21 protein-coding genes are annotated in these 26,243 nt (G+C 72.1%); 15 read left to right on the top strand and 6 right to left on the bottom strand.

Annotated elements, in window-relative coordinates:
* Positions 1-102: 102 nt before the first annotated feature.
* The gene (locus ABGB06_RS13385) at positions 103-1,296 is read right to left on the bottom strand and encodes a transposase (protein ID WP_347588709.1); all 1,194 of its coding nucleotides are present in this window, start codon (positions 1,294-1,296) and stop codon (positions 103-105) included.
* A gap of 528 nt (positions 1,297-1,824) precedes the next feature.
* Here ABGB06_RS13385 and ABGB06_RS13380 point away from each other — a divergent pair.
* From ABGB06_RS13380 to ABGB06_RS13365, 4 genes are all read left to right on the top strand, one after another.
* Complete coding sequence (locus tag ABGB06_RS13380) at positions 1,825-3,243, top strand: ankyrin repeat domain-containing protein (protein WP_347588707.1); 1,419 nt, start codon at positions 1,825-1,827, stop codon at positions 3,241-3,243.
* Positions 3,244-3,353: 110 nt separating this feature from the next.
* Positions 3,354-3,662 (top strand): muconolactone Delta-isomerase family protein, encoded by a 309-nt coding sequence (locus ABGB06_RS13375; RefSeq protein WP_347588705.1) that lies wholly within the window; start codon positions 3,354-3,356, stop codon positions 3,660-3,662.
* A gap of 11 nt (positions 3,663-3,673) precedes the next feature.
* A complete protein-coding gene (locus ABGB06_RS13370) occupies positions 3,674-4,369 on the top strand; it encodes an EthD family reductase (protein WP_347588703.1) in 696 nt (231 codons plus the stop codon).
* A 78-nt stretch (positions 4,370-4,447) separates the two neighbouring features.
* Entirely contained in the window at positions 4,448-4,876 is a 429-nt protein-coding gene (locus tag ABGB06_RS13365; protein ID WP_347588701.1) for a nuclear transport factor 2 family protein, read from the top strand.
* A gap of 209 nt (positions 4,877-5,085) precedes the next feature.
* Here the strand turns inward: ABGB06_RS13365 and ABGB06_RS13360 are convergent, their stop codons facing one another.
* Complete coding sequence (locus ABGB06_RS13360) at positions 5,086-5,967, bottom strand: oxidoreductase (protein WP_347588700.1); 882 nt, start codon at positions 5,965-5,967, stop codon at positions 5,086-5,088.
* Between the two features lie 109 nt (positions 5,968-6,076).
* On the opposite strand from ABGB06_RS13360, the gene ABGB06_RS13355 reads away from it, so the two are divergent.
* From ABGB06_RS13355 to ABGB06_RS13345, 3 genes are all read left to right on the top strand, one after another.
* The gene (locus ABGB06_RS13355) at positions 6,077-6,982 is read left to right on the top strand and encodes a LysR family transcriptional regulator (protein ID WP_347588698.1); all 906 of its coding nucleotides are present in this window, start codon (positions 6,077-6,079) and stop codon (positions 6,980-6,982) included.
* 200 nt (positions 6,983-7,182) lie between these two features.
* Entirely contained in the window at positions 7,183-8,673 is a 1,491-nt protein-coding gene (locus ABGB06_RS13350; RefSeq protein ID WP_347588696.1) for an MFS transporter, read from the top strand.
* A 98-nt stretch (positions 8,674-8,771) separates the two neighbouring features.
* Positions 8,772-9,488, top strand: coding sequence for a ScbR family autoregulator-binding transcription factor (locus tag ABGB06_RS13345; protein WP_347588694.1), 717 nt, complete (start codon positions 8,772-8,774; stop codon positions 9,486-9,488).
* A gap of 4 nt (positions 9,489-9,492) precedes the next feature.
* On the opposite strand, the gene ABGB06_RS13340 is transcribed toward ABGB06_RS13345, so the two are convergent.
* The 3 genes from ABGB06_RS13340 to ABGB06_RS13330 are packed head-to-tail and all read right to left on the bottom strand — an operon-like array spanning position 9,493 to position 14,706.
* Complete coding sequence (locus tag ABGB06_RS13340; protein WP_347588692.1) at positions 9,493-10,863, bottom strand: hypothetical protein; 1,371 nt, start codon at positions 10,861-10,863, stop codon at positions 9,493-9,495.
* Positions 10,860-12,746 (bottom strand): maltose alpha-D-glucosyltransferase, encoded by a 1,887-nt coding sequence (gene treS, locus ABGB06_RS13335; protein ID WP_347588691.1) that lies wholly within the window; start codon positions 12,744-12,746, stop codon positions 10,860-10,862. Before treS ends, ABGB06_RS13340 begins: the two co-directional genes overlap by 4 nt.
* Complete coding sequence (locus ABGB06_RS13330; protein ID WP_347588689.1) at positions 12,739-14,706, bottom strand: maltotransferase domain-containing protein; 1,968 nt, start codon at positions 14,704-14,706, stop codon at positions 12,739-12,741. Before ABGB06_RS13330 ends, treS begins: the two co-directional genes overlap by 8 nt.
* A gap of 270 nt (positions 14,707-14,976) precedes the next feature.
* On the opposite strand from ABGB06_RS13330, the gene ABGB06_RS13325 reads away from it, so the two are divergent.
* From ABGB06_RS13325 to ABGB06_RS13290, 8 genes are all read left to right on the top strand, one after another.
* A complete protein-coding gene (locus ABGB06_RS13325; RefSeq protein WP_347588687.1) occupies positions 14,977-15,804 on the top strand; it encodes a type 1 glutamine amidotransferase domain-containing protein in 828 nt (275 codons plus the stop codon).
* 106 nt (positions 15,805-15,910) lie between these two features.
* A complete protein-coding gene (locus ABGB06_RS13320; protein WP_347588685.1) occupies positions 15,911-17,533 on the top strand; it encodes a thiamine pyrophosphate-binding protein in 1,623 nt (540 codons plus the stop codon).
* A gap of 81 nt (positions 17,534-17,614) precedes the next feature.
* On the top strand, positions 17,615-18,055 hold the full coding sequence (locus ABGB06_RS13315) for a hypothetical protein (protein ID WP_347588683.1): 441 nt from the start codon (positions 17,615-17,617) through the stop codon (positions 18,053-18,055).
* Positions 18,056-18,170: 115 nt separating this feature from the next.
* Positions 18,171-18,815 (top strand): DJ-1/PfpI family protein, encoded by a 645-nt coding sequence (locus ABGB06_RS13310; protein ID WP_347588681.1) that lies wholly within the window; start codon positions 18,171-18,173, stop codon positions 18,813-18,815.
* Complete coding sequence (locus tag ABGB06_RS13305; RefSeq protein WP_347588679.1) at positions 18,812-20,668, top strand: AGE family epimerase/isomerase; 1,857 nt, start codon at positions 18,812-18,814, stop codon at positions 20,666-20,668. Before ABGB06_RS13310 ends, ABGB06_RS13305 begins: the two co-directional genes overlap by 4 nt.
* Positions 20,669-20,670: 2 nt before the next feature.
* On the top strand, positions 20,671-22,761 hold the full coding sequence (locus ABGB06_RS13300) for an isoamylase (RefSeq protein ID WP_347588677.1): 2,091 nt from the start codon (positions 20,671-20,673) through the stop codon (positions 22,759-22,761).
* A gap of 25 nt (positions 22,762-22,786) precedes the next feature.
* Positions 22,787-23,185: an STAS domain-containing protein gene (locus ABGB06_RS13295; RefSeq protein ID WP_347588675.1), complete on the top strand. Its 399-nt coding sequence runs from the start codon at positions 22,787-22,789 to the stop codon at positions 23,183-23,185.
* Positions 23,186-23,276: 91 nt separating this feature from the next.
* Positions 23,277-25,460 (top strand): ATP-binding SpoIIE family protein phosphatase, encoded by a 2,184-nt coding sequence (locus tag ABGB06_RS13290; protein ID WP_347588673.1) that lies wholly within the window; start codon positions 23,277-23,279, stop codon positions 25,458-25,460.
* An 11-nt stretch (positions 25,461-25,471) separates the two neighbouring features.
* Here ABGB06_RS13290 and ABGB06_RS13285 read toward each other — a convergent pair whose 3' ends face one another.
* Positions 25,472-26,242 (bottom strand): hypothetical protein, encoded by a 771-nt coding sequence (locus ABGB06_RS13285; protein WP_347588671.1) that lies wholly within the window; start codon positions 26,240-26,242, stop codon positions 25,472-25,474.
* Between the last annotated feature and the right edge of the window lies 1 nt (position 26,243).

The raw sequence follows: 26,243 nt of genomic DNA, 5'->3' as shown, positions 1-26,243 counted from the left end.
GGGTTCGCCCCGCCACCTGCTCCCATCAGCCAGAACAAAGAGTTTGATAATGGGCAAAGCGGTCGGAAAGGCGTCCGGGGGTGCCGTGGGTCGTTCGGGCTCTCAGGAACAGCGGGCGCACTCCGGGAGGCGCTCCGCGCCCACGTTCGCGTAGACGTACGCGGCGGAGACCATGGTCATGTGGTGGTGCCAGCCGCGGAACGAGCGTCCCTCGAAGTCGCGCAGGCCGAAGTCCCGTTCCAGGGCCTGCATGTCCTCGCGGGCCCGCAGCTCCAGCCGGGCCAGCGACATCAGCTCGTCGATCCGGTGCTCCATGAGGTTGGTGATCCAGAACCGCGGCGGCCCGCCGTTCGGCGGCAGTTCGGTGATCAGCCGGGCCGGCCTGGCCGACCCGTTGGCCACCGGGATCTTCGTCCGGGAGGACCGCACGAAGGATCGTTTCATCGCGGTCGAGATCGAGGCCACCGCCGCCGGGGCCTGGTGCCGGTGGTGCTGGCCGGTCAGGGAGTGTAAGAGGTCGCGCGCCGTCAGCACGGTCTCCAGGGAGCGGCGGGCGAAGCTGGTGTGCCGGTGCGCGGGCACGTGGTGCGGCCTGCCCATCACCCGGAGCGACTCGCCCACCTCCAGGACGAACGGGATGTCGCGCGCCGCGAGGTCGGCGACCAACTCGTTGGCCTGGCGCAGGTAGCGGATGCCACCCACCACGGGCGCCGACGGCAGGCCCCAGCGGCCGGCCATCTCCCGGACCATGCCGGCCGACTCGCGCCACTCGGGACGCGTCTGCACATGGTCGGGGATGTGCGCGGACTTCCTGACGTGCGGGGCGCCGGAGCTCTTCGGCAGCAGGATGCGCCAGTTCACCGGGACGCTGGTGAGGTCGGTGACCAGGGAGACTGCCAGCCCGATCTGGCAGTTCACCATGCGTCCGGCCTCGGGCAGGAACTGCCGCTCCACCCCCACGGAACGGTCGCCCCGCTTGGGGATGACGACGCGGCTGAGCACCCAGGCACGGGCCGGGGCGGCGGCCTGCACGTGGTGGGCCAGCGTCGCCCGCACCGGCGCCCAGCGCCAGGGGCTCTGGTTGATGAACTGCTGGAGCGACTGATGCGCGGGCATGGCGAGTATGCTCTCCGCGATCTTCCTGACCGACTTCTTTCCCTCCACGGAAAGCAGCCCTCTGAGATACACCTCGGCCCAGCGCCGTTGGTCGGCCCGCGGGATGGCCGAGAAGACGCTGCCGGCATAGGAGGAAAGTGAATCTCGGATACCAATGGGGACGATATCATTCGCAAGCATCGGTCGCTCCTTGGTGCTCGCCTGGTCGTGGTCCAGGCTCATGTTTCACCACGTCGCTGGGCGAGGGGCAAGCCGAACCTAACGTAGTTGCGGAACTTGTTCCGCTGCGGTGACCTAGCGAAAAAGTTCCCGATTCCGACTGTCGGTACGGTGTTTTTGGGCGGCGGACGAGTCGAGTCCCGCCACGAAGGCGGAAAAAACCGCATGACGGTCCAGTACTTATCCTGCCGTTAACAGGCGGGGACCGGTGGCCGGCGGGTCCGCGGCGGCGTCCGGCGGCCGCGTCACCGGTCCGACCAGGTCCGTGGCCGGGATGTGAGGTACCCCCCGGCCGCCGTCGCTACTCCGTCAAGTTGCACAAGAATTCGCGGGTCTGCGCCGATCGCTGTGCTCCACCCCGCGCCGTGGCTTTACTCGTGATCGATGGTCCGGAACCGACCCCGGCCGCATGCGAGAAGCAATCATGAGAAATCTGCCAGGAAAGCGCACGGAGGCCCCATGAACACCGCAGAGCATACGCGCGTTGTCATGCACCGAATATTCGACGAGGTGGCGACCGGAGATCTGCAGGGCGTGCTCGACACCCTGTCGCCCGACATCGTCTTCGAGTTCCCCGCCACCGAACACAACACGGTGCTGCCCGATGTCGGCGTGTGGCGTGGCAGGGAAGCGGTCGCCGCGGCCTTTCGGCGGCGCGCCGAATACGCGGAGGTCGTCGACGTCGCGCTGCGCGACGTGTTGGTGGACGGTGAGCGAGCACTCGTCGTGGCCTTCCAGACGATCAGGAACCGCGCGACCGGCGCGCGGGCCGGCTTCGAGTACGCGGCCCAGCTGACCGTGGACGACGCCGGCCTGGTCCGGTACTGGCGGGTGCTGACGGACAGCGCCGACGAACTGTCCGTCTTCCGCTCCGACCTCGACGTCCGGCTGCTCGCCGCGGTGCGCGCGGGGGACGCCGAACGGGTGGACACCCTGCTGCGCCAGGGCGCCGACCCCGACCACCGCGATCGGGCCACCGGCCTCACCACCCTGCAGACGGCGGCCGGACAGGGCGCCGACCGGATCGTCGCGGCCCTGATCGCCGCCGGCGGCGACATCCACTCCACCGACGCCCGGGCCGGCGGCACCGCCCTGCACAAGGCCGTGCAGCGCGGCGACCTCGCCACCGTCCGCCGGCTGGTCGAGGCGGGCGCCTTCGTCGACGCCGTCGCGACCACCACCGGGCACACGCCGCTGATCGACGCGCTCTGGTACAAGTGGCCGGACATCGTGGCGTACCTGCTGGACCGGGGCGCCGGGCTGGGGCTCGCCACCCACTACGGCTTCTCGCTGCGCGAGCACTTCCAGTACGCGCTCAACGTCAACGTGCACGGCAAGGACCGGCTGCTCGCGGCCGAACAGCTGCTGAAGGCCCGCACCCAGGCCGACGAGGACCTGGCCAGGCGGCAGCGACTGATGGCCGCGGTGACGCGGGGCGACGTCGACGCGGTGCGCGCGCTGCTGGCCGGCGGCGCCGAGGTGGACGAGCGGTCCCCGGTGCTCAACGGCTTCAACGACCTGCACACGCCGCTGCTGGTGGCCGCGCGCGACGGCCACACCGAGATCGTGCGGCTGCTGATCGCCGCCGGCGCCGACGTCAACGCCACCGAGCCCACGTTCGGCGCGGTGCCGCTGCACAAGGCGGTCTACAACGGCCACGCGGACATCACCCGCGTCCTGGTCGAGACGCCCGGCGTCGACATCGACTTCCAGGGCGCGACCAACGGCTACACGCCGCTGCACGACGCCATGTGGCACGGCTTCGAGGAGTGCGGCCGGGCGCTGCTGGCCGCCGGCGCCCGCACCGACCTGCTCGGCCACGACGGCCGGACCGCCCTGGAGATCGCGGCGGGGACGTTCGGCCCCGAGCACCCCATGGTCCGGGACCTCGCCGCCGCCACGGCCTGACCCGCCCGCCCCGCCGGCCGACGCGACCCGCCACCAGCTCCCGTCACCGGCCACCAGCCACCAGTTCAAACCAGCCACCAGTTCAAACCAGTCACCAGAAGGAGACAGCCATGCTCTTCTACGTCCAGATGAAGTGGAACCACGAGGGCCGGATCACCCTCGACGAGCTGTGGGAGATCGAGGAGGAGGAGGCGAGGCACGCCCAGGAGACCCTCGACTCCGGCTACTGCATCGGCCTGTGGAAGGTGGCCGCCCAGAAGCGCGTCATCGCCATCGTCGACTCGCCGAGCGCCGAGGAGCTCGACCGCAACGCGCTGGGCCGGCTGCCGATGCGCGAGTACCTGGAGTTCGAGGAGGTCTGGCCGCTGCGCGACTACCTCGGCTTCGCCGAGGACGTCCAGGCCCGGTACAAGGTCTGAGAGGGCGCGACGTGATTCACCAACTCATCTTCGCCGCCCCCAAGCCGGGCATGACCGAACAGGACTTCCACCGGTACTGGCTGGACGTGCACGCGGTCCGGTACGCGAGCCGGATCCCGCAGATCAGGCGCTACGCCATCGACACCCGGCTGCCCGAGCCCGGCGAGGGCGGCGAGCCGCTGTGGAGCGGCATCGCCGAGATCTGGCTGGCCAACGAGGAGGAGCAGCTCGCCTCGCTCCAGACGCCGGAGTTCCTCGAGGGCGCCCGCCTCGACGAGCCGCGCTGGGCCGCGTTCTGGCGCACCGTGGTGCTGGACACCGACACCGAGACCGTGCTTCCGGACGTTCCCGAGACCTCCGTCCAGCCCGGCGTCAAGGTCGTGACCCTGGCCAAGCGCCGGGAGGGCATGAGCGTCGAGGCGTTCCGGCGGCACCTCAGGGAGCGGCACGCGCCGCTGGTCACCGAGCTCCCCGGGCTGCGCCGCTACGACCAGTCCGTCACCAGGGACGGGTGGTACGCGCTGAGCGAGCCGCCCTTCGACGCCGCCTTCCACGAGTGGTTCGACGACGTGGAGGCCCTGCGGTCGGCCCGTCGGTCGGCCCAGCAGGCGCTGGTCGACGACGACCGGAGGAACTTCGTCAACGGCCGGTACCTGCACAGCCTCACGGTCCGCCAGCACTGGGTCATCGGCCCGCGGAGCCGCTGAACCGCGGCCCCGGCACCCGTCCAAGAAACCCGTCCAAGAAGCCGTCCAAGAAGCCGTCCAAGAAGGAGAAGTGAGTTCATGACCACCACCGCGATCCCGACGACGCGTGAGGTCGCCGCCACCTGGTTCGAGGCGCTGACCACCGGCGACATCGAACGGGCGCTGAGCTGCCTGGCCGACGACGTCGAGTGGATCAACTACAGCCCGGTTCCCGGCTACAACGACGCCATGGCCTGGATCGGCACCTACCGCGGCGTCGCCGAGGTGCTGGAGACCTTCCGCGTCTTCTCCGGCATCGTCGAGGTCAACCACGAGGAACTCGTCGACCTCGTCGTGGACGGCGAGAACGCCATGGGCGTGATCGACGAGCGGTCCACGGTCAAGGAGACCGGGCGGGTCTTCGAGATCGAGTTCATCCAGTGGCTGAAGGTGCGCGACGGCAAGATCGTGCGCTGGAAGTCGTACACCGACCCGTCGCAGATCCTGCGCGCGCTCCCCCGCCGCTGACGGTCCTGGGGAGTCCGAAGAACGGCCCCGTGGTTCCGCCGTTGCTGGCAACGGCGGAACCACGGGGTCTTTCGTGTGGCGCCCGGGCGCGATGACAACCACGACCCGCGTCCGCGACGCCACGCCGAGCCGGGGACGGCCCGCTCGGGGGAGTGCGGGCCCGTCTCCGACTTCTCCCGGAAGCGACCACGCCCGGGAGAGGACTGGAGCTAGTCGTTCGCCGCGTCGGGGAAGTTCATGTCCCGGGCGACCGACTCCCAGGCCACGGCCTCCTCCCGCACCGCGTCGAGGTGTTCGAGCACCCCGTCGTAGGCGTCGTCGCCGAGCGGCAGCCGCAGCGGCGTCTTGTCGCTGTCGAGGGCGCCGAGGATGGCCGCCGCCGCCCGGGCCGGGTCACCGGCCTGGGTGCCGTGGATGCCGGTGATGAACTCGCGCACCGGGCCCACCGTGTCGGCGTAGGCGTCCAGCGCCGCCGACTGGTGCAGGGCCTCGCCGGAGAACCGGGTGCGGAACGCCCCGGGCTCGACGACGAGCACCTTGATGCCGTGCGGCGCCACCTCCTGGCGCAGCGACTCCGACAGCCCTTCGAGCGCGAACTTGCTGGCGCAGTAGGCCGAGAAGCCCGGGTACGCCACCTGGCCGCCGAAGCTGCTGATCTGCACGACGGCGCCCGACTTCCGCTCCCGCATGTGCGGCAGCACGGCGCGCACCAGCGCGGCGGGACCGAAGAAGTGCAGGTCCATCAGATCGCGCAGCTCGCCGTCGGTGGTCTCCTCGACGGCCCCGACCTGGCCGTGGCCCGCGTTGTTCACCAGCACGTCGATGCGGCCGTACCACAGCATCACCTCGGCGACGACGTCGGCGATGCGCGCGTTGTCGGTGACGTCCAGATGGGTCGTGGCCGCCCGGTCCGGATGGGCGGCGACCAGGTCGTGGACGGACTCGGGGCGGCGGGCCGAGGCGACGACCGTGTCGCCGGCGGCGAGCGCGGCCTCGGCGATCGCCCGCCCGAAACCGGAGGAGGCGCCGGTGATCAGCCAGACGCGGCCTCTCACCGTCCGGGTCGGGGCGGGGGCACTGGGGCTACTCACGGACTGACCTCCACATCACTGAGCTGTCACGACAGTTGTCGCACGGTCACCGACGGGCTGTCCAAGTGAAGCGATCACTTGTGCCATAGAACGCCTCTATCATCGCAGCGTGGAACTGCGTCAGCTCCGCTATCTCGTCGCCATCGCCGAGGCCGGGAACCTGGGACGGGCCGCCGAGGCGCTGCACGTCAGCCAGCCGACGCTGTCCTATGCCCTGAAAACCCTGGAGTCGGAGCTCCGGGTGCGCCTGTTCGAGCGGCACCCGGGCGGCGTGCGGGCGACGGCCGCGGGCGAGGAGGTCGTCGCGGAGGCGCGCCGCACGGTGGCCCAGGCCGACCGGGTCAGGGCGGCGGCCGAACGACACTGGCCCGGCGGTTCAGGACTGCTGCTGCGCGTGGGCTTCGAGGCCAGTGGGGCCGGCGAGTTGATCACCCGGGCCCGGGCGGAGTTCGCCCGCCGGCATCCCGGCATCCGGGTGGAGCCGAAGCGGTTCGACTGGGGCCAGGAGGTGGCGGCGCTGCGCGACGGCCGCGCGGACGTGGCGTTCATCTGGCTGCCGGCCGACACCTCGGGGCTGCGCACCGTCGTGGTGCACGTGGAACCGCGCGTCGTCGGCCTGCCCGCCGCCCACCGGCTGGCCGGGCGCGGGCGGGTGACCCTGGACGACATCCACGACGAGCCGTTGACCTGGACGCAGCACGCGCCCCGGGCCTGGGTCGACTGGTGGGCGGTCAACCCCCGGCCCGACGGGTCGAGCCCGCGGTGGGGGCCGACCAACAACAACGTCGAGGAGATGCTCGAACAGGTGGCGGTCGGGGCCGCCATCTGCATCGCGCCGGCCAGCATGGCGCGGTACTACGCGCGTCCTGACCTGGCCTGGGCGCGGCTGACGGACGTCGAGCCGATGCGGGTGGCACTGGCCTGGCCGCGACAGCGCGAGAGCGAGCCGATACGCGAATTCGCCAGCGTCGTCCAGGAACTCTCCAGGGCCGGCCGGGCCGCGCCGCCGCGTTAACTCCACGAAGTGGGTTCGGGAAACCTCCGGGCGGCGCCGGGTAATGCGCGCCCGGCGGAATACTCAACAACGCCGGGCCGCGCGAGGGCCGAGCCAAGCGAATCGACGCGGTCGAACGCGATCGCACGAGGTGAGTCGGGAGCGCGCGGCCCGGTATTTCATACCCCTCGGTATTTTTTTCGCGAACGAAATGAGGACCGATGACCATCAGCAACGAACTGCCCGCGCGGGCGGCGCCCGGCGCCGTCGACCGGCCCGGGTCGCCGCGCGGCAAGGGACTGACCCTGTTGGTGACGTGCGCGGTGTTCTTCCTCGACGCCCTGGACAACTCGACGGTCGGTGTCGCCCTGCCCAGCATCAGGGACGAGATGTCGATGGACACCGGCTCCTTACAGTGGCTGGTCTCCGGCTACACCCTCGCCTTCGGCGGCTTCCTGCTGCTGGGCGGCAAGGCCGCCGACCTGCTGGGCCGGCGGCGGGTGCTGGTGGTCGGCCTCGCCGTGTTCGTCGCCGCCAGCCTGCTGGGCGGCCTGATGACCGCGCCCGAGCCGCTGATCGTCTCGCGCTTCGTCAAGGGCGCCGCGGCCGCGTTCACCGCGCCCGCCGCCTTCTCCATCATCACCACGCGGTTCGCCGAGGGCCGGGAGCGGAACCGGGCGCTGTCCATCTACGGCGCCACCGGCGGTCTCGGCTGGAGCACCGGGCTGGTGGCCTCGGGGCTGCTGACCGAGGCCAACTGGCGCCTGGTGTTCTTCATCCCCGGGCTGCTGGCGCTGCTGGTGCTCGCCCTGGTCCCGATCGCCGTCGACCCCGACACCCCCGGGACCCGCGAGACCCGCGACGCGGGCGGCTCGGGCGGCCGCCGGTCGTTCGATCCGGGCGGCGCCCTGGTGGTCACCTCCGCCCTGCTGCTCCTGGTCTACGGCGTGGTGCAGGCGCCCGAGGCCGGCTGGACGGACGCGGCCACGCTGCTGCCGCTGGCCCTCGCGCCGGTGCTGCTCTGCGCGTTCGTCGCCATCGAGCGCCGCCACCGGGCGCCGATGCTGCCGCTGGAGATCTTCCGCTCCCGGCTGCGCTCGGTCTCCTATCTCGTCGCGTGCACGCACGCCGCCGCCGCCCTGGGCTGGCAGTTCACCATCGTGCTCTACCTCCAGGAGGTCCTGGACTACTCCGCCACCCGGATCGCCATGGCGATCCTGCCGCTCGGCGTCACCGTCTTCCTCACCGCCCGCTTCCTCACCAGCCGCCTGGTCAACGCACTGGGCGTCCGCGCGGTGTGCGTGGCGGGACTCGTGCTCCAGGTCGTCTCGGTGGGCATGTTCGTGCTGGTGGGCACGTCGGACCAGTACTTCACGCTGGTGCTGCCCTGCCTCGTGGTGCACGGCGTGGCCTGCGGCACCGTGCTCAACGCCGCGAACATCGGCGGGGTCAGCGGCGTCGCCGACCGCGACCAGGGAGTGGCCGGCGGCCTCTGCTCGGCCGCGTACGCCGTCGGCGCCGGCCTGGGCACGGCGGTGCTGGCCGGCGTCATCACCGGCTCGGGCGGCGCGACCGGCGGGGCGGGGGAGGGACTCGCGGCCTACCAGAACGCGTTCCTCGCCGGTTCGGCGATCGCCCTGCTGGGCCTGGTCATCGCGCTGGTGGGGCTGCCGCGCCGAGCCTCCGAGCGCACGGAGCTGAACGGAACCTGACAGGGCATCAACTGGGATTTCCCGCGCGAACCCCGTTTCTCCCTACGGACCGCGGCGAAACGGGGTTCCGCGCTTTTCGCGTGCGTTACTCGACATCAATGATCATCCGATTGCTAGTATTCGGCTTACGCAATGCGACGGGGGGAGGTTGGGGGACAACCATGCAACGACGCGCGCTTCGGACCAGACGTCGCGTACTGGAGGCCGCCGCCGTGGTCTTCGAAAGCCGGGGGTTCGCTTCCACCAGCATTTCCGACGTTCTCCGCAGCGCCCAAGTGACCAAGGGCGCCTTGTATTTTCATTTCGAATCCAAGGAGGCGCTGGCGCGGGGGGTGATGGAGGAGCAGAAACGCTCGCTGATCCTCACCAACACCGGGTCCCACACACAGACGGTGATCGACATCACGCAGGGCGTGGCCCGGCTGCTGCGCCGCGATCCGGTGCTGCGCGCCAGCATCCGGCTGACGGTGGAGCAGGGCGCGATGGGTAGCAACGACCCGAGCGTGCACCAGTGGTGGCTGGGGGTCTGCCGCACCCATCTGCACCAGGCGGAGCGGGCCGGGGAGTTGAACGCCGACGCCGGCCCCGATGATCTCGCGCATCTCGTCGTCGGCTCCCTGTTCGGGGTGCAGCTGCTCTCCCAGGTGCTCACCAGGCGGGTGGACCTGGTCGCCCGGGTCACCACCTGGTGGAGCACGCTGCTGCCCGGCATGGTGTCCGAGCGGGTGCTGCCGCGGCTGGACCCGCGTGGCAGCGCGGACCTCCTCGCCAGGCTGAACGGGATCAGACGTGGCGAGGAGGCGTCGGTGCGCTGAGTCGTCAGGCGGCCTCGGCTCCGGGCAGGACGCTGTCCGGGGCCGGGGTCGCGGTCAGCATGCGGTCCAGGGCCAGCAGCGGGAGCCAGGCCCAGGTGGGGCGGTGCCGGAACTCGTACCCGACCTCGTAGACCGCCTTGTCGAGCACGTAGGCGTTCAGCAGCCGCAGATCCTCGGCCCGGCGGGGACCGACGCGGCCGGTCGCGGTGGCGTAGCCGTCCCAGAACGCCCGCTGGTGGTGGCCCGCCCAGCGGGCGGCGCGCGCCCGTGTCCAGCGGTCGGTCCCGGCCGCCGCGCCCGGCTCTGCGGCGGAGCCGTGGTGGGCCGCGTAGTCGAAGGACCGCAGCATGCCGGCGACGTCGCGCAGCGGCGAGTCCGGCTGGTCGCGCTCCTCGGGGGCGGCCAACGGCTCCCCCTCGAAGTCGATCAGCAGCCAGCCCCGCGGGGTGCGGAGCGTCTGCCCCAGGTGCAGATCGCCGTGGATCCGGTGCGCCGTCCGGGGCGACGAGGTCGGCAGGGTGGGCCAGCCGATGGCGGTGAACGCGGCGCGCAGCCGCGGCGCCAGCCGGGCCAGCGGCGGCGCCGCCGCCACCGCCCGCTCCAGCCGCAGCAGGAAGGTCCGGGACAGCCGCCGGTAGTCCGCGTGCCGCAGCGGCGCCTCGCCGCCGGTGGCGGCCAGTTGCCGGTGCACGGCGGCCACGGCGTGGCCCAACGCGCGTGCCTCGTGCCGCAGGTCGGTGCGGCCGCGGGCGTGGGTCAGCGCCAGGGCCCAGCCGTCCACGGCGTCCGGCAGGTACCGCTGGAGGGTGGCGTGGGTGTCGCCGGACGCCTCGTCCGTCACCGCGCCCAGCAGCGGCGGCACGTGCGCGGAACCGGCGTCCGCCAGCATCCGGTGCACCGTCAGGTCCCGGTTCGGACCCGGTACCAGCCGGCGGAAGACCTTGAGCAGGTACCGCTCGTCGACCACCACCGAGCTGTTGCTCTGCTCCACGCCCAACGGCCGGACGGACGGTTCGCCCGCGGGCCGCCCGGCCAGCAGGTCGGGGGCGGCGCGCCGGACGAGCGCGCCGACCAGGCGCGGGTCGGCCAGCGCGTCGTAGACGGCGGTGTCGCCCGCCCAGGCGATCGGCTCGCCGACCGGGGACCGGCCGAGGCCCAGCGGCAGCAGGTAGGTGTCCTCGTCCCGCGCGGCCCGGACCGTGGCCAGCACGCCGGCGCCGTCCTCGGTGAACGGGCGGGCGGACAGGACGGTGACCGGGCCGGCCGCCGTCGCGGGCCCCGCGTACCAGCGTTGGCGGGCCAGCCAGGCGGCCAGCGCCTCGGGCACGCCGGGCGCGGCGAGCGCGTCGAGCGGGTCAGGGGTGGTGGGGATCATGAGAGCGACTCCGGTGGGGTGAGGGAGAACCAGCGCACGCCGTGTCCCGGCAGCTCCAGCCGCCCGGGCGTGCCGTCCGTGGCCGGCTCACCGTTGGCGGATTCGTTGGCCGATTCGGTGGCGGAGCCGGCGGGGGTGAGTTCGGTCCAGCGCCAGCCCGCCGCGTCCGGCACGTCGAGGGTCGTGGCGCGGGCCTCGGCGGCGAGGTTGTTCACGCAGAGCACCCGGTCCCGGCGGCCGTCGGGACCCGTGTGGTCCCGCACGAACGCCAGCACGGCGGGGTCCGAGGTGGTCAGCGGCTCGAAGTCGCCCATGCCGAACGCCGGGTGCGCCCGCCGGACGGCCAGCATCCGCCGGGTGTGGTGCAGCAGCGACCCGGGATCCGCCCGCCGCGCCTCGACGTTGACCGCCTCGGGCCCGTAGCCGGGCTGGTGGACGACGGGCAGGAAGAGCTCACCCGGGTCGGCGGTGGAGAAGCCGCCGGTGGGCTCGGCCGTCCACTGCATCGGGGTGCGCACGGCGTCGCGGTCGGGCAGCCAGATGTTGTCGCCCATGCCGATCTCGTCGCCGTAGTAGAGGATCGGGGATCCCGGCAGGGACAGCAGCAGCGCGGTGGCCAGCTCCAGCTTGTGCGGGTCGTTGTCGAGCAGCGGCGCCAGCCGCCGGCGGATGCCGACGTTGGCCCGCATCCGCGGATGCGGCGCGTACGCCTCGTACATGAAGGCGCGTTCGTCGTCGGTGACCATCTCCAGGCTGAGCTCGTCGTGGTTGCGGAGGAACGTGCCCCACTGCGCGCCGGCGGGGATGCGCGGGGTGGTGGCGAGGATGTCCGTGATGGGCGTGCCGTCCTCCCGGCGCAGCGCCATGAAGACCCGGGGCATCAGCGGGAAGTGGAACGCCATGTGGCACTCGTCGCCGACCGGGGCGTCCTCGCCGCCGAAGTACGCCACGGCGTCGCGCGGCCACTGGTTGGCCTCGGCCAGCAGCACCCGCCCCGGGTACTCGTCGTCGACGATCTTGCGGACGGCTCGGAGGAAGTCGTGCGTCCGCGGCAGGTTCTCGCAGTCGGTGCCCTCCTCCTCGAACAGGTACGGCACCGCGTCCAGCCGGAAGCCGTCGATGCCCAGGTCCAGCCAGAACCGCAGGGCGTCCAGCATGGCGTCCTGCACCCGGGGGTTCTCGTAGTTGAGGTCGGGCTGGTGGGAGAAGAAGCGGTGCCAGTAGTACTGGCCGCGCACCGGGTCGAAGGTCCAGTTCGAGGTCTCGGTGTCGACGAAGATGATCCGCGCGTCCCGGTACCCCGAGTCGTCGTCGGCCCAGACGTAGAAGTCCCCGTACGGTCCGTCCGGGTCCCGGCGCGAGGCCTCGAACCAGGCGTGCGCGTCCGAGGTGTGGTTCATGACCATGTCGATGATCACCCGGATGCCGCGCGCGTGCGCCTCGTCCAGCAACGCGACGAAGTCGTCGATGGTGCCGAACTCGGGCCGCACCGCCCGGTAGTCGCTGACGTCGTAGCCGCCGTCGCGCAGCGGCGAGGCGAAGAACGGCGGCAGCCACAGGCAGTCCACGCCCAGCCAGCTCAGGTAGTCCAGGCGCGAGCGCAGGCCGCGCAGGTCGCCGATGCCGTCGCCGTCGCTGTCCTGGAAGGAGCGGACCAGCACCTCGTAGAACACCGCCCGCTGGTACCAGCCGGGGTCCGCCGGGGCCGGGCGGGCGGTGCCGAAGTCCGCCGCGTCGGGCTCCACGACCCGCCCGTCCCCGGTCACCCGGCTCGCCCGCCCGCCGGTGGGATCGGTCGCCGGGCCGGTCTTCGGTCCGGTCGCCGGCCCGTTCGTCGTCTCCGTCGTCGTCTCGTGCGTCGGCACGTTCATGCGCTCACTCATCTCCCAGCCTCACCAGAAACCGCGCCACCGCCTGGCGCGGGTCGACCTTGAGTCGCGTGGCGTCCCCGAACGGGATCACCTCGCCGTTGATCTCGTCGCGCAGCGGCAGCACGTCGCCCGGCGCCGCGCCCAGCGCGCCCGGAACGCCCCGCACCGTGCCCTCGGCCGCCTCGTGCGGGTCGAGGGTGACCACGCACAGCACCGCGTCGCCGGTGGCCGGATCGGTCCGCAGATAGGCGAGCAGCGCGTCGTTGTCGACGTCCAGGAAGCGGATCCCGCGCAGCTGCTGGAGCGCCGGACGGGCGCGCCGCAGCTCGTTGAGGCGGGTCAGCCACGGCGCCAGGGAACGGCCCTCCGCCTCGGCGGCCGCGTGGTCACGGGGCCGCAGCTCGTACTTCTCCGAGTTCAGGTACTCCTCGCCGCCCTGCCGCAGCGGCTCGTGCTCGTACAGCTCGTAGCCCGAGTACACGCCCCAGGTCGGGGCGAGGGTGGCGGCCAGTGCGGCGCGCAGCGCGAACGTCGCGGGCTCGCCGGTCTGCAGCCCGGCGGGCAGGATGTCCGGGGTGTTGACGAACAGGTTGGGGCGCAGCACATGGCCGCCCTCGGCCAGTTCGGTGGCGTACTCGGTCAGCTCCTCCTTGGTGTTCCGCCAGGTGAAGTACGTGTAGGACTGGCTGAAGCCGGCCCTGGCCAGGCCGTGTACGACGGCCGGGCGGGTGAACGCCTCGGACAGGAACAGCACGTCGGGCTCGCTCGACTTGACCTCCCGGATCAGCCGGTGCCAGAAGGCGGCCGGCTTGGTGTGCGGGTTGTCGACGCGGAAGATCCGCACGCCGCGCGCCGTCCAGAACCGCACGATCCGCAGGATCTCCGCGTAGAGGCCCGCCGGGTCGTTGTCGAAGTTCAGCGGGTAGATGTCCTCGTACCGCTTGGGCGGGTTCTCGGCGAAGGCGATGCTCCCGTCGGGCTGACGGGTGAACCACTCCGGGTGCTCCCGGGCCCACGGGTGGTCGGGGGAGCACTGCAACGCCAGGTCGAGGGCGATCTCCAGGCCGAGCCGCCTGGCGGTCGCGACGAAGACGTCGAAGTCCTCCAGGGTGCCCAGCGCCGGATGCAGCGCGTCGTGGCCCCCCTCCGCCGAGCCGATCGCCCAAGGCGAGCCGACGTCGTCCGGGCCGGCGACCAGCGTGTTGTTCCGGCCCTTGCGATGGCTGCGGCCGATGGGGTGGACGGGCGGCAGGTACACCACGTCGAAGCCCATGCCGGCGATCCGCGGCAGGTCGGCGGCGGCCGTGGCGAAGGTGCCGTGCACCGGGCGGCCGGCCGCGTCGGTGCCGCCCGTGGAGCGGGGGAACATCTCGTACCAGGAGCCGAAGAGGGCACGCTGCCGGTCCGCCCACACCTCGTGCACCGGGCCGTGGGTGAGCAGCTCGCGCAGCGGATGCGCGCGGGCCAGCTCGTCCATGGCCGGCGACGTGGCCCGGACCAGGCGTTCGGCCAGCGGCAGCCGGGCGTCGCGTAACCGGCGTGCCGCCTCGACCGGTTGCCGCCGGTCGGCCGCGGCCACGGCCGCGGCCAGCCGATCCAGCAGCCGCGCCCCGTTCTCCAGGTCGTTGGCCAGCAGTTCCAGCGGTGTCCGGGCGGCGAGCTTGGCGTCGACGGCGCGCCGCCAGGTGGCCCACGGATCGCTCCAGGCGACCACCTGGAACGACCACGCGCCCTCCCGGTCGGGAACCACGGTGGCCCGCCAGCGATCCAGACCTTCGTCGACCAGCGTCATGGGTACGGACGCGGCCTCACCGTCGGCCCACCACCAGCGCACCTCGGCGGCGACGGCGTCATGGCCCTCACGCCAGATCGTGGCCTCGACGGGGAGATGTTCCCCGACGACGGCCTTCGCGGGGTGGCAACCACCGCTGACGACCGGTGCCAGGTCGGAGACGACCAGGCGACCATTCATTTCGCTACCCCCCTTCAGGGGATTGTTCGCGGCAAGGGATTGTTCGCAGTTCATGGTGCGAATAGCGGGTGCGTTTGGCACGGAAGTGCGGGGAGGCGAATCCGCACTGCGTCAACTCAGGCAAGTCGAGTTCGCGCCCATTGCGTCAAGTTGGCCAAGTGGTCGCCCGCTGCCCGGGCTTTCTTTGTCCCCGGCCGCGTCCCGGGCTGTACTTCAGGTGTCCGGATCACACCGGACAGGCCACCACGGCACTGAGTGAGGAGATAAACGATGTCCAAGCGGATACTCGTTGTCCTGTCCGAATACGGATACTGGGGCGAGGAGCTGGTCGGCCCGGTCGAGGCGTTCGACAGGCAGGGCTACCAGATCACCTTCATGACGCCCACCGGCAAGCGGCCGCACGCCCTGCCGCCGAGCCTGGACGCCGAGTACGTCGACCCGCCGCTGGGTCGGTCGGTCACCACCCGGGACATGGCGCGCCGGGCGCGTGAGCTCGACGAGTCCAGCCGGCTCGACAACCCCGTCAGCCTCCAGGCGCTCATCCCCGAGCGGCCCTACTACAGCGCGCTCAACCACCTGCGGGAGGTCGAGGAGTACCACCGGCAGCTGGAGGCGGCCACCGGCGACCTGGTCTCGGGCTTCGACGCCCTGGTCATCGTGGGTGGCAGCGGTCCCATCGTGGACCTGGCCAACAACGAGCGGCTGCACGAGGTCGTGCTGTCCTTCGTCGCGGCGGACAAGCCGGTGCTCGCCGAGTGCTACGGCGTGGCCGTGCTCGCCTTCGCCCGTGACCTGGAGGAGCGCCGCAGCCTGCTGTGGGGCAAGCACGTCACCGGACACCCCAAGGAGTACGACTACAAGGACGGCACCGGCTTCCTGGGCGTGGACTTCAACATGGGCCCGCCGCCGTACCCGCTGGAGTACATCCTGCGCGACGCCACGGGGCCCGAGGGCGGCTTCCACGGCAACGTGGGCCGGGAGACGTCGGTGCTCGTGGACTACCCGTTCGTGACCGCCCGCTCCACCCCGGACTCGATTCCCTCCGGTGAAAAGCTGGTCGAGGTGCTGGAGAACGGCCTGCGCCGTTACGGCTGGTAAAGCGGCGAACCATCGGTGGGATCTCCGGAATTCCCGCGCGGAGTTCCGGGGCCCCCACCCACCCGATCCACCAGAAGGCCCGCTTCCCCGAGGAGGACATTCCCCCATGCGTGCCAGACCAGGAAAGTCCGCCATCTTCGAGCAGTTCGCCGCGGATGGCATCAGCTACATGTTCGGCAATCCCGGAACGGTCGAGCAGGGTTTCCTCGACGAGGCGAGGAACCACCAGCTCTCGTACATCATGGCGCTGCACGAGGGCGCCGCCGTGGGCATCGCCGACGGCTACGCCCGCGCCACGCAGCGCCCCGCCCTGGTGCAGTTGCACAGCGGCGTGGGCCTCGGCAACGGCATCGGCATGCTGTACCAGGCCAAACGCGGCGGCTCGCCGCTGGTGGTCGTGGCCGGCGAGGCCGGCGTCCGCTACGACGCCATGGACGCGCAGATGGCGGCCGACCTGGTCGCCATGGCCGAGCCCGTGGTCAAGTACGCGACCCGGGTGGTCGATCCGAACTCCACGCTGCGGGTGCTGCGCCGGGCCGTGAAGATCGCGATGACCCCGCCGCGGGGCCCGGTCATGGTGGTGCTCCCCGCCGACGTGCTCGACGCGACGACGACCGAGCCCGTGGTGCCCACCAGCGTTCCCGACACCCGGGTCGCGCCGCCGGCCGACACCCTGCGCGAGGCGGCCCGGATGCTGTCCTCGGCCCGCCGCCCGCTGATCCTCATGGGCGACGGGATCGCCGCGAGCGGCGCCCAGCGCGAGCTGACCCAGGTGGCCGAGCGGCTGGGCGCCCCGGTGTGGGGGGTGAACTCCTCCGAGGTCAACATGGACACCACGCATCCGCTCTACGGCGGTGCGCTCGGGCACATGTTCGGCGAGGACAGCGCCCGGGTGGTCGGCGACGCCGACGGCGTGCTGATCGTGGGCACGTACGTCTTCCCCGAGGTCTTCCCGCTCCTCGACAGCCCCTTCCGTGCGGACGCCAGGATCGTCCACATCGACCTGGACCCGTGGGAGATCGCGAAGAACTTCCCGGTCGACCTCGGCGTGGTCGCCGACCCCAGGCTGGCGCTGTCCGGGCTGGCCGAGGCGCTGGGCCCGCGCACCCCCATGGCGGCGATCCTCGGCACCCCGCCCGGGTCCGCGACGGCGACCGAACCGGGCGCCCCGGCCGGCGCCGACGACTCGCTGATGGACCAGCTGGTCCGCACGCTGGCCGAGCGCGCCCCCGCGGACCTGGCCGTCTTCGACGAGGCGCTCACCGCGGGCGGGCCCCTGGCCCGACACCTGCCGCCGCGCGTCCCCGGACGGTTCTTCCAGACCCGGGGCGGCTCGCTCGGCGTGGGCATCCCCGGCGCCATCGGCGTCAAGATGGCCCGCCCGGAACTGCCGGTCGTCGGCTTCACCGGCGACGGCGGCAGCATGTACACCTTCCAGGCGCTGTGGACCGCCGCCCGGGAGGGCGTCGGCGCCAAGTTCGTCATCTGCAACAACGGGCGGTACCGGCTGCTCGACCTCAACCTGCGGCAGTACTGGCGGGAGCGCGGCATCGCCGAACACGCCCTGCCCGAGGCGTTCGACCTGACGCGCCCCGAGATCGGCTTCGCGGAGCTGTCCGCGGCGCTGGGCGTGCCGGGCCGCCGCGTCACCAGGCCCGACGAGGTGCGCGACGCGGTCGAGGCGATGTGGGCGCACGACGGCCCCTACCTCATCGACCTCGCCGTATGAGCCCTCGTCAGAACCCTCGGACCCTCCGTGAGCGAGAGCCGAGAGCCGTGAGCCGTGAGCCGTGAGAAAGGACGATCACAAGTGACCCTCTCCACCCTCCAGGTGTCCCGCACCGCACTGTCCGCCGCCGGCGCCGAGGATCTGGTGCGCCGCTGGCACCGCTCCGTCACCGACCGGGTGCCGGTGGAGCGGCTGACGCCCGACCTCGCCAACGGCCTCCGGCTCGACCTGCCGTCCGCGGTCGTCCGCGGCGTGGCGGACTTCTGCCGCTGGTACGCCGACGGGCGCCACCTGCCGCTCGCCGGCCGGTCCGTCGCCCTGGCCGACGTCCGGGTGCGGCTGCTGTCGCCGGTCCACGCCGAGGTGACCGCGACCACCACCACCGGCCACGACGGCTGGCTGGCCCGGCACGAGTGGTGGGTGGTGGCCCAGGAGGAGGGACCGCGCATTCGCACCATCAGCGTCACGTGGCCCGACTCCGCGACCGCCGCCTCATCCCTGTCCCTGCTCGACGCCGCCTGACCGGCGCGCGTCCCGACGCCGGCCGCCTCCCCGTTCCGGCGTCACCCCGTTCCGGCTTCCCTGCCAGCTCTCTCCGTCCTTCTTCCGTCTTCTCTCGCCCAAGGGACTGATCATCGTGACCACCGCACCTTCCCCCTCGCCCGGCCGCCTCACCGGCAAGCGCATCGGCCTGCTGATGGAGAGCGACTTCGTCGAGGAGGAGATCTCCTACTACCAGCGCCGCTTCGCCGAGGAGGGCGCCGAGGTCCTGCTGCTGACCCGGCTCTGGGGGCAGCCCTCGCTCACCTTCACCGGACACGAGCAGCGCGCCCCGGTGACCGTCACCGAGGACCTGGAGCAGCTCGACTACACGGCGCTGTCCCGCTTCTCGGCCCTGGTCGTGCCCTCGGGTCAGGTCTCGGACCGGCTGCGCTACAGCGAGGACGTCGCGGAGCCGGCGCCCGCCGTGGAGCTGATGCGCCGCGCGTTCCGGCTGCCCAACCTGGTGAAGGCGTTCTCCTGCCACGGCCTGCTGCTGGTCACCGCCGCGCCCGAACTGGTGCGCGGCCGCGAGGTCACCTGCCACAACAACCTGGTGGGCGACGTGCGCAACATGGGCGCCGTCTACACCAACCAGGACGTGGTGATCGACAACGACCTGGTGACCACCCGCACCGTCGACGAGTGCCACCTGCTGGCCCGTTCCGTCATCGACATGCTGGACCCGGCGACCGCCGACGGCGCCGCCCCGTCCCTGGCGAGCACCGGGGGCGCGTCGTGAGCACGCCGACCACCACGGGCCCCGGCCCCGGCCTCGGCTTCTCCGGCTCCGACACCGTCGCCGGCTACGTGCTCGACCGCCAGGGAAACGCCGTCACGCTGCGCACCCTGGACGGCGCGCCGATCACGGTGCACCTGACGGCGACGACCTCGGGCCAGCGGCTGCGGAACCTCGGCGAGCCCTACGCCGACGTCACCACCCACCTGTACGACCAACTCACCCCCGGCACCTTCCTGTTCTGCTACGGCGTCAACTATCCCGATCCGGAGGGCGGACACTTCCAGGCGGCGCAGCTGGTCCTGGTGAGCGAGCCGGGCGCCGCGCCGGGCGGCTCCTGGCCGTTCGAGCGTCCCGGCTGGTGGACCGAACAGCTGCGGCAGCTGGCGGCGTTCTACCACCGCGCGCAGTTCGGCGACGGCGAGGTCGACTTCGACAACTACCGCACCGACCTGCGCAACAGCGGTGAGAAGGCGGTCCGGCAGGTGCAGGAGACGGACACCATCTCCCGCATGGTGTACGGCATGGCCAGCACCTTCCTGCTCACCGGCGACGAGCGGGCGCTGACCGTGGCCGAGCGCGGCTCCCGTTACCTGCACGACCACATGCGGTTCGTCGACCCGGACGAGGACGTCGTCTACTGGTACCACGGCATCGACGTCACCGGCGGCCGGGAACACAAGCTGTTCGCCAGCGAGTTCGGCGACGACTACCGGGCCATCCCGGCGTACGAGCAGATCTACGCCCTGGTCGGTCTCGTGCAGACCTACCGGCTCACCGGCGATCCGGAGATCCTGGCCGACATCGAGGGCACGGTCCGGCTGTTCGAGAAGTTCTTCCACGACCCCAGGCTGGGCGGCTACTACTCGCACATCGACCCGGTCACCCTCAGCCCGCACGAGGACTCGCTGGGGCCCAACCGTTCCCGCAAGAACTGGAACTCCGTCGGCGACCACGCCCCGGCCTACCTGTTCAACCTCTACCTGGCCACCGGCCAGGAGCGGTACCGCAGGATGCTGGAGCACACCTTCGACATGATCGTCTCGCATCTGCCCGACCGGACGCCGGGCGCCAGCCCGTTCGTCCGCGAGCGGTTCCACGCCGACTGGACGCCCGACCACGCGTGGGGCTGGCAGCAGAACCGCGCGGTCGTCGGCCACAACCTGAAGATCGCCTGGAACCTGATGCGGATGCGGGCCACCCTGCCCAAGCCCGAGTACCAGGCGCTGGCCGAGTCGTTGGGCGCCACCATGCCGGCGGTCGGCTCCGACCGGCAGCGCGGCGGCTGGTACGACCTGGTCGAGCGCGTCGCCGACCGCGGCCGGCACGCCTTCGTCTGGCACGACCGCAAGGCGTGGTGGCAGCAGGAGCAGGCGATCCTGGCCTATCTGGTGCTGGCCGGCTACACCGGCGACGGCGACTTCCTGCGGAACGCCCGCGAGTCCGCGGCGTTCTACAACGCCTTCTTCCTCGACCACGACGAGGGAGGCGTGTTCTTCACCGTGCTCGCCTCGGGCATCCCCTACCTGGTGGGCAACGAGCGGCTCAAGGGCAGCCACGCCATGGCCATGTACCACAAGGCCGAACTCGCCTACCTCGCCGAGGTGTACACCCGCCTGCTGGTGCACCGCGAGCCGCTCGACCTGTACTTCCGGCCCATGCCGGGCGCCGCCTATCCGGACGGGCTGCTGCGGGTCTCGCCCGACGTCCTCCCGCGGGGCGCGGTGCTGCTGGACCGGGTCACCGTCGACGGCACCGAGTACCGGGACTTCGACCCCGACGGGCTCACCGTCCGGCTGCCCGACTCGGCACAGCCGCTGCTGGTCCGCGCCCGCCTCCGTCCGGAGGACGGCTGACCATGGAGGAGGCGATCACCCTCGCGTCGACCGGCCGCCGCTGGCACACCGCGGCCGGTCGCCCCGACCCGCTGGGCGCCAGCGTGGTGCCCGGCGGCGTCAACTTCGCCGTCACCTCGCGCACGGCGCGCCGCGTCAGCCTGGTGCTGACGCGGCCGTCGGACGGCGCCGTGGTGGCCGAACTGCCCTTCAGGCCCGAGCACAGGGTCGGCGCCGTGCACACCATGACGGTGCTCGGCCTGCGCCCCGAGGAGTGCCACTACGGCTACCGGGTCGAGCCCGGACCGCCCCCGGAGTTCGCCGCCGCCTCGCCGGTGATCCTCGACCCCTACGCCCGCGAGCTGGCCGGCTCGGGGCCGTGGGGGGCGCGGCCGGCCTACCGTTCGGTGATCCCCGCGGGACCGGCGTTCGACTGGGGCGACGACCGGCACCCCGACCACTCCGCCGAGGACCTGGTGATCTACGAGGCGCACGTCCGCGGCTTCACCCGGCACCCCTCGTCCGGGGTCGCCCGGCCCGGCACCTACGCCGGTCTGGCGGAGAAGGTCCCCTACCTGCGGCGCCTCGGCGTCACGGCGCTCGAACTGCTGCCCGTCTTCGAGTTCGACGAGACCGACAACACCTACGCGTCGCCCGACACCGGCGAGCCGCTGCCCAACTACTGGGGCTACAACACGGTGGCGTTCTTCGCCCCCAAGGCCGGCTACGCCGCGGACCAGCGTCCCGGCGGCCCGTCCCGGGAGCTGAAGTCCCTGGTCAGGGCGTGCCACGCGGCGGGCATCGCGGTGCTGCTCGATGTCGTCTTCAACCACACGGCGGAGGGCGACCACCGCGGTCCCGTGCTGTCCCTCCGCGCGCTGGACGAGGCCGGCTACTACCTGCTCGACGCCGACGGACGGCACCGCAACCTCACCGCCACCGGCAACACCGTCAACGCCAACCACCCGGCGGCCCGGGCGTTCATCCTGGACTGCCTGCGGCACTGGGCCACCGAGTACCGCGTCGACGGCTTCCGCTTCGACATGGCCTCCATCCTGGCGCGCGGCGAGGACGGCGCGCTGCTCGCCGAACCGCCGCTGCTCCGGGCCATCGCCGAGGACCCGGTGCTCGCCCGGTGCACGCTGATCGCCGAGGCCAGCGACGCGACCGGCACCGAACAGGTCGGCTCCTTCCCGCACTTCGGGCGGTGGGGCGAATGGAACATGCGCTACCGCGACGCCGTCCGCCGGTTCCTGCTGGCCAGGCCCGGCGGGGTCGCGGAGTTCGCCACCCGCCTGGTCGGCTCGCCCGACCTCTACCCCGGCCGCGGCGCCGCGCCGTCCGTCAACTACGTCACCTGCCACGACGGGTTCACGCTCGCCGACCTGACCGCGTACGACCACCGCCACAACGAGGCCAACGGGGAGGGCGGGCGGGACGGCGTCCCCGACGAGCTCAGCTGGAACCACGGCCACGAGGGGCCGACCGCCGACCCGACCGTGCGGCGGCGGCGCGCCCGGCAGGCGCGCAACGCCCTGCTGCTGCTCCTGGCCAGCCAGGGCGTGCCGATGCTGCTCGCGGGCGACGAGTTCGGCCGCACCCAGCACGGCAACAACAACGCCTACAGCCAGGACAACGCCACCGGCTGGCTGGACTGGTCGCTGCTCGACGGCGAGGACGGCGCCGCGCTGCACCGCTTCGTGCGGCGTTGCCTGGCCTTCCGGCGAGCCCACCCGGTGCTGCGCCGGCTGCCCCACCCCGACGGCCGGGACCGGGCGGACTGGCCCTTTCCGCAGGTCAGCTGGCACGGCGAGGAGCCGTACCGGCCCGACTGGTCGCCGGGGTCCACGCTGCTGGCCGTGCTGCTGCACCAGGGCGCCACCGGCGCCCCCGACCGGGACACCGTCTTCCTCGCGGCCAACGTCGACGACCGTCCGCGCATCGTGCGGCCGCCCGAACCGCCGCCCGGCACGCGCTGGCACGTCTTCGCCGACACGGCCGCGACGCTCGGGCGCGACGCGTACCCGCCGGGGCACGAACGCGTCCTCCCGGCCGGCCCGCTCACCCTGGCCGGCCGCTCCACCACGCTGCTGGTCGCCCACCCCGTTCACTGATCCGAACACACCGATGGGAGTCCCCATGTCGTCCATCCAGCCGTCCGCCCAGCCGTCCGCCCAGCCGTCCGCCCAGCCGTCCGACACCTCGACCGACGCCGTCGCCGACACCTTCCACGCCTCGGTCGGCGCCGCCGGCAGCACCACCGTGCTCCGGCTCGCCGGCCGGCTCACCGACGCCGACGTGCCGACCCTGCGCGCCCTGATCGGCCAGGCGGCCGCCGAGGCCGGCCGGCGGCTGGTCGTCGACGTCCACGACCTGGCGTCGCTGGTCCCCGCCGCGCTGCGCTGCCTCGCCTTCACCCAGCAGCAGCTGCCGCCCACCACGGAGGTGGCCGTCGAGGGCGCCTCGCCGGAACTGCGTGACGCCCTCGAACGCAGCGGCCTGACCCGTGCCATGACGGTGGTCACCACGGCGGTCTGAGCCGGCGCGTCGCCCACCGGGCACACCACCCGGCGCACCACCCGGCACACCACCCGGCAAAAGGTGCTAAAGGGAAATAAGATCTCTCGATATGCGTAGGGAGGAGGTGCTGGCGGCCTGCCGGGTTGGCCTGTGGCGCTGGCACGGCGGCGACGGCCTGGTGCGCCTGGACGCCGTCGAGGCGGAGCTGCTGGGCCTCCCGGCCGAGCCGGCCGCGCTCACCGAACCGGAGCTGCGCGCGCGTTTCCATCTGGCCGACTACGTCGCCGCCCAGCGCCACCTCGCGACCTCCGCCGCCGAGGGCCGGCTCGGCGAGGCGGAGCTCCGGGTGGTCGCCGAGGACGGCACCGTGCTGCACAGCCTGCGCAGCCGCGCCTACGCCCCGGAGTCCGAACGCACCGGCGGCCCGGCGGCGCCCGGCGGGCTGGTCGGCGTCTTCCTGGAGGTGCCGGCCCTCGGCCACCCGGCGGCGTCCGCGCTGGAGCAGGCGGAGGACGAGCGGCGGGTCCGCGAGGCGTTCCTGCTCGACGCCGGACAGGCGCTGTCCGAGGCGCACACCGGCCGCGAGGTGCTCCGGGTCGTCGCCGCGCTGTCGATGCCCGGATTCCACCCGGCCGCCACCGGCGTCTTCAGCCTGGAGGGCGACCGGCTGCGGATGATCGAGTACCGCACCCGCGGAACCCGTCCGGAGCGCGACCGGGAGACCGAGGAGACCATCCGCCGGGCGCTGCCCCGCCCGCAGCACATCAACAGCCGCAATCCCGCGGCCGAGGCGTTGCGCACCGGGCGGCCGCGCTACTTCTCCACGCCCGACGAGCTGCGCGACTCCTATCCCGAGATCTGGCGGACCATCGCCTCACTGGACCGGGAGTCGTGGGCGTACCTGCCGCTGGTGGTGTCGGGACGCACCATCGGGGTCTGGCTGGTCGCCTTCGACAAGGCGATGGCCTTCACCTTCGAGGAGCGCACGCTGCTCGCCGCCCTCGCCCGGCTGATCGCCCAGGCGCTGGCCCGCGCCTTCCTCCACGACACCGAGCGGGAGCTGTCGGACGACCTCCAGCGCGCCATGCGCCCCGCCCCCACCCCCAGCATTCCGGGGATGCGGGTGGCCGCCCGGTACGTGCCGACCGGCCGCGGGCTGCGGGTGGGCGGCGACTGGTACGACGTGATCCCGCTGCCGTCCGGCCGGGTGGCGCTGATCATCGGCGACGTCCAGGGCCACGACGTGCGGGCCGCCGCGATCATGGCCCAGCTGCGCATCGCGCTGCGCGCGTACGCCTCCGAGGGACATCGCCCGGACGCGGTCCTCGCCCGGGCCTCCCGATTCCTGGCCGCCCTGGCGCCCACCCCGGAGAGCGGCGGGGATCCGGAGGACCGCTTCGCCACCTGCCTGTACGTCGAGGTCGACCCGTCCACGGGCACCCTGGACGTCGCCAGGGCGGGCCATCCCGACCCGGCGATGGTGCTCCAGGACGGCACGATGCTGATCCGGCCGACCGCCGGCGGGCTGCCGCTGGGCGTCGCCCCGGACGGCGACTACCCGACCACCCGGCTGCTGCTGGAGCCGGGGGAGACGCTGCTGCTGTGCACCGACGGGCTGCTGGAGACCGGGCACGTCGACCTGGACAACGGCTGGGCGCGCCTGCGCACGGCGATCCAGGGGATGGACGACGAGCGCCTGGCCGACCCGGAGGAGATGGCCGAGACCCTCGTCCACACGGCGCAGCACGCGGAGCGGGCCGGGCAGGACCTGGACGACATGGCGCTGCTGCTGCTCCGCCACCCCCAGCCGGAGGGGCGGGAGGCGGCGCGCCGGCCGGTGCGCCGGGTGGTGCAGACCATCGCCCAGTCGGAGCCCGACCACGTCGCGGCGGCCCGCCGGCAACTGGCGGAGATGCTGCACGACTGGCACGACCCGGACCGGGTGTTCGGCGCGACGCTGCTGCTCTCGGAGACGGTGACCAACGTGCTCACCCACACCGACGGCGACGCCCTGCTGGTCGCCGAGCTCGCCGGCCCGCCCGGCGACCGCCTGCTCCGCGTGGAGGTCGCCGACCCCAGCGGCTCCCTCCCGCACCGCCGCGACCCCGGCGAGCTCGCCTCCTCGGGCCGCGGCCTGGTCCTGATGGACTCCCTCGCCGACGCCTGGGGCGTGGCCCCGCGGGGCGAGGGCAAGACCACCTGGTTCGAACTCAGGGAACGACCGCGACCCGAACGCCGGAGCGATGCCGACCCAGGAGAGGGCCCGGACGTCACCTTCGGGAGCGGTTGGTGACCCGGGCGGGATCAGTTCGCGCCATGACGCACCTTGTTGGAGACCTTCTCGACGAACGCTGCCGCTTCGATCGCGGAAATCTGCACGTGATCAACGTCGTTGTGGCCCAACTGGTAGAGCCTCAGGTACTCGGTCGGCTCCCAGTGCAGATTTCTGGTGAATGCCTCGTCATACGTGAGATCTCCGTCTATGCGCCTCCGAACGATGCCCATGGGATTATCCCTGGGAAACTCGTCGTCGATCTTCGCGTAGTAGGTGATCTTTCCTTCGGCATCCATGGCGTCGAGCGTGGCGGGAGCAAGAGTCAGGAACGGGGTAGCGGCGAGGTTGGTCTCCACATTTCCGCGTCGGATGGCGATTCCGTTAAGCTCGATGAATTCTTCGATATAAAAGCCGCCGCCACGCTCGTACATGAGCAGCAGCGGTTCGTAGAGATCGGGCAGATCGGATGGTTGCGGCTCCGTCTTCTCGCGAAGCGCTGCCCACCGTACGGCGGCCTGGCAGGTCGTCCGTACGTACAGCGTTCCCATATGGCTCGACAACTCGTCCAACTCGGCCAGGACATCGTCGTCTACCTGAACAGTTGGGTCGATGTATTCGACGATGTCGAAGAACGGCCAGACCCGCTCCGCGCCGTACGCTCGAGCCCAGCAGGCGGCACGGCGTAGGTACTCCCGCATCAGCAGGGCGCGCGACCGACGGTGACCGAACGCCTGATCCCAGTCGTTCCAGACGATGACGCGTAGTCGCTCCAAAACTGTGCGTGGAGCCGTGCCGCTCATT

It is taken from the genome of Streptomyces sp. B6B3 (assembly GCF_039871525.1).
Lineage (GTDB): Bacteria > Actinomycetota > Actinomycetes > Streptomycetales > Streptomycetaceae > Streptomyces.
The sequence above is the reverse complement of the archived record's forward strand: the minus strand, read 5'-3'. Positions and strand labels throughout refer to the sequence as shown.